Genomic DNA, 4,156 nt, shown 5'->3' with positions numbered 1-4,156 from the left:
TTTTGGGTTTGAGGATCGCCGACGCTTCCGTCATGCCATTTTGCCCTCGGGCGAACACAAACATTCCGACGATTATGGTGGCTGAGAAATTGGCCGACACAACCTTGAGAGACGGCAGACGGAGCTAGGCCAGGCGGCATGTACATTCTGCCGGAGCGCTGCCGCAATGTGGTGTTCACCGAGCCGCTTGCTAAGTTCACCGAAGCCCTGCTCATGCCGAATGGCAATCCCAAAAGACCAGCACTCCTTTGACGATATTCGTGATAAGGGCCTAACGCTGGTCACCACCGCCGGTTCCGACACGGTCACGACCGCCAAAGACGCGGGCATTCCGGAGGATCGTGTCATGCAGGTCGCCGGCCAGGCCGAATTCTTGCAGGCAGTGAAGGTCGGCCGCGCGGCGGCGGGGTCGCTAAACTACTTCACGGTAAGGAGCTCGCTGACAAGGTCGACAGCGTTGAAATGGCAGATCCGTTCACCCCGCCGGCTGGGAAGGCCGGCTACCCAAGTCTCGCCTTCCTGCCCAATCAGCAGGCGGTCGATGCCTTCAACGAGGTATTGAATACTTATATCGGCTCCGACCAAATGATGCAGTCGGTCAAAATACGGCTACACCAAAATCAATCTGCCGGACGGCACCAAGACCGGCGACCTGTGCAAGGGTTGAAATCTTGCGGGGAATGCCACCCATGCACCTAAAAGGCTCCCGGCCGCAGTGGCTGGGCGACGACAGAGCAAAGTGACAAGACGCGAGGCTCCGGGGTGCCGATTTCCGGTATTCAGACGAGATAGTTCGGCAACGTGGCATGTGAGGCTGCTACGCTCAGGAGTGAGCAATGGCAGTCCATCTCGCATGTCGCAATGCCGACCTGATGCCCCTCCTTTTGCCGAGGAACCGATGATCACCAAGCATCGCGTATCGGTTGATGGTGTCGAGACATCGTACTGCGAGAACGGAGCTGGTAGGCCGATTGTTTTCCTGCAGGGGGCGGGCTTCCGTGCAGAGGCTAAGAGTTCCTTTGTTCGGCAGCTGAACGGGCTATCCGATCAATTTACGGTAGTAGCGATTGATCAACTCCATTTTGGGGGAACGGATTATCCTGCTGACTGCAAATACATTAACCGGCTCGGTCGTGTGAATCATGTAATTAGCTTCCTCCAACAACTGGGTTTGAAGCAGATCACGCTAGTCGGCCATTCAGAAGGATCATTCGTCGACGCGCGGGTCGCGATCGTGCGTCCCGATCTTGTTTCTAAGCTTGTCCTGCTGACCGCTAACTCCGTGTCGCCGGCGTTCGGAGATGACCGTGACGAAGCTTGGCTGGAGGCCTGCCGGCAGGCTTACGGCTGTTCCGGCCCGATGCCGAGCGAAGAGGAATACATCACCGCACGGCGGAAAAGCTGCCGCGCCCACGGGCAGGATGTGGAATGCGCCGAGCGAGAAGCCTATCGGCGGGCCGCGGCTCGGGGACAATGGGAGATCTGGCAGAGATTGCCGGAAGACGAGACAAACCTGCATCGTTATCCACTGCTGCAGCAGAAGTATATCTTCCCCTACCTTGATCAGCTTCAGGCCCAGACGTTGATCATCTGGTCCAAGAACGACCCTACCGCGACGCCGGAGCAAGGGATCAACCTGGCGAAGCTGATCAGGAATTCAGATTTCCATCTGCTCAATAATGCCGGCGATTCCGTCCAGGTTGATCCGGAGCGAAGCCGTGAACAGACTCATCCGTCAATGGCACGAATGATCAACTGTGACGGGAACAATGCTCGGGCCAGCGTCTCCGAGGCGAATCTCTCAGCGGCGTGTCGCATACGACGAACTTGTGCCCTGCCATGGCAACAAGGGCATAGCCCAGGCGGTGGCGCCCATCCAACCGGGCAGGGCAGGAGTCATGCAAGACGTGGTGTGCCTCAGTTGGCCATACCACAGCTCGCGATTGTTCACTTCCAACGAACCACGGGGATGACGGAAATGTGCGTATGCACCCAAAAATCACCGAATTTCTGCGAATAACTTGCATTTCTCGCACAAAGCACCACAGCTGCGCTGCTACGCTCACGAAGCATGCACAAGTGGCGTAGCAAAGGATCGACTGGAGGAATCTATACCTAAGTGGGGACCCTGCAGCTCACACGATGATGGGAACCGCCGGACTACAAGCTCAACAAATGATGCAATGGTCTTTTCCCGAGGCATATCGGGAGACCATCGGCGATGCGAAAACGGAGGACTAACCAGTGGTCAAGTGGAAACTCGACGAATGCTTTAAGGCTGCAATCTTGAAGAGGATTGCCGCGCTCGGCCTGGCGGCGATGACAATCTCGTCCTTTGCCGGTTCGGCCTCGGCGGAGTCGCTGCTCGATAAGATTAAGAACGGAGAAACGATCCGTCTTGGCTTCACCAATGAGCCTCCCAGTGCCTATCCTGGTGCGAACAACGAGCCGCTTGGCCTGGTCAATGTGATGACACTGGACGTTCTGAGAAAGATGGGAACGACCAAAATCGAGCCGGTCGTAACCGATTGGGGTTCCCTTGTCCCGGGCCTCCAGGCTGGTCGCTTTGACATCATCACGGGCGGCATGTGGATTAAGCCGGAGCGGTGCCGCAACGTCCTGTTCAGCGAACCGATCGCATCGAGCAATGATTCGATGATCGTGCCGAAGGGCAATCCGGAAGCGCTGCATTCCCTCCATGACGCTCAGAAGAAGGGGCTTACCCTGGCCATCATGACGGGTACCACCGCAGTCGAGCAGGCGAAGAAATTAGGTTTCCCTGACGACAAGGTTATGCAGGTCGCCGGACCGCCCGAGGTCGTACAGGCTGTAAAGGCCGGCCGCGCCGCTGCCGGCTCGCTCTATAGTCTGAACGCGACGACTCTTGCCGAGCAGGATCCCAGCATTGAGGTGGCTGACCCGTATACCCCGCCGGGACCGAATGAACATCCCGCCATAGCCTTCCCGCTCAGCGAACAGGCTGCGGTAGACGCGTTCAATGCTGTGTTGAAAGACTATATTGGCTCTGACGAAATGATGGCCGCGGTCGGCAAATATGGTTACACCAAACGCGATCTCCCGGATGGCAGCAAGACCGCTGATCTTTGCAAGGGCTGAAGCTATGCGTCTGACCGCTCCCCGGCCCTTGGCCGGTAGGCGGTCAGTGGGGAGGGCATATGAGTAAGGTCGATCTCAGCTTTATCTTTGCCGTGCTCACCAAGGGCGTCATGACTACGGTCATCGTCACTCTTGGCGCCTGCGTCGTAGCGATCGTCCTTGGGCTTTTCGTGGGCCTGACCCGAGTCTCTCCCCGTCGGCAGTTGCGCTGGTTCAGTATCGCCTACATCGAATTCTTCCGCGGGACGTCCATGCTGGTTCAGCTCTACTGGTGGTTCTTTGTATTGCCGATTTTCGGTATTTTCCTGTCGCCGTGGACTGTCGGAATTTTGGGGATCGGAATGAATGCCTCTGGCTACGCAGCCGAGTATGTCCGCGCCGCCATTCAGGCCGTTGATAGGGGCCAGTATGAGGCATCTACAGCGCTCAATTTTTCGCGGCTCACCATGATGCGGCGTATTATCCTCCCACAGGCAATGCGCGCCATGCTGCCGACCTGGGGTAACATGCTCATCGATGTGCTTAAGGGTAGCTCGCTCGTCTTCTTCATCACCATTCCCGAATTTACTAGCGCCGCCAAGCAGGCGGCCGACGCAACTGGCGATTATATGCTGTTCTTTGCGGTTGCACTATTCGGTTATTACATCATCGCGCGCGCCCTCATCACTCCTTTCGTGCGCTGGCTGGAACGCCGCGTCTCGCGCGGTTTCGTTCGGGAGCAGGTGGCTTGAAGATCTGGGATTGGTCTTACGTATGGGAGGCTTTCCCATATCTCTATCAGGGAGCGATCGTCACCATTGAGGCTACGCTGCTCGGGTTTGCGATCGCGCTGATATTGGGTCTTGTCTTCGCGATGATTCGCCAGTCGCCAAACCGCTACGTCTCGACCACCATGGCGGAGATCGTGGAGTTTATCCGTTCAACGCCCTTGCTGCTGCAGTTGTTCTTTGTCTATTTCGTTGGTCCGCAGATCGGAATCTTCATTCCTGCCTGGACGGCGGGAGTTGGCGTGCTGGGGATCCACTATGCAGTCTATTGT

At 57.1% G+C, this 4,156-nt stretch carries 5 protein-coding genes; all 5 read left to right on the top strand.

The features are described 5' to 3' along the window. The coding region (locus EN969_RS19470; RefSeq protein ID WP_144289770.1) for a GMC oxidoreductase at positions 1-128 on the top strand (128 nt) is incomplete at its 5' end. A 770-nt stretch (positions 129-898) separates the two neighbouring features. Beyond that, a complete protein-coding gene (locus EN969_RS19460) occupies positions 899-2,020 on the top strand; it encodes an alpha/beta hydrolase (RefSeq protein WP_063169347.1) in 1,122 nt (373 codons plus the stop codon). Positions 2,021-2,244: 224 nt separating this feature from the next. Continuing rightward, positions 2,245-3,117 (top strand): ectoine/hydroxyectoine ABC transporter substrate-binding protein EhuB, encoded by an 873-nt coding sequence (gene ehuB / locus EN969_RS19455; protein WP_082826582.1) that lies wholly within the window; start codon positions 2,245-2,247, stop codon positions 3,115-3,117. Positions 3,118-3,176: 59 nt separating this feature from the next. Beyond that, positions 3,177-3,848 carry an ectoine/hydroxyectoine ABC transporter permease subunit EhuC gene (ehuC, locus tag EN969_RS19450; RefSeq protein ID WP_063169346.1) on the top strand — a complete coding sequence of 224 codons (672 nt, stop codon included), beginning with the start codon at positions 3,177-3,179 and terminating at the stop codon, positions 3,846-3,848. Then, positions 3,845-4,156, top strand: a 312-nt coding sequence (locus tag EN969_RS19445) for an ABC transporter permease subunit (RefSeq protein ID WP_164758355.1), incomplete at its 3' end; no start/stop codon positions are given. The genes ehuC and EN969_RS19445, both read left to right, overlap by 4 nt.

Source organism: Mesorhizobium sp. M7A.F.Ca.CA.003.01.2.1, assembly GCF_003998945.1.
Taxonomy (GTDB): Bacteria; Pseudomonadota; Alphaproteobacteria; order Rhizobiales; family Rhizobiaceae; genus Mesorhizobium; species Mesorhizobium ciceri.
This window is presented reverse-complemented; position numbering and strand designations above follow the sequence as displayed.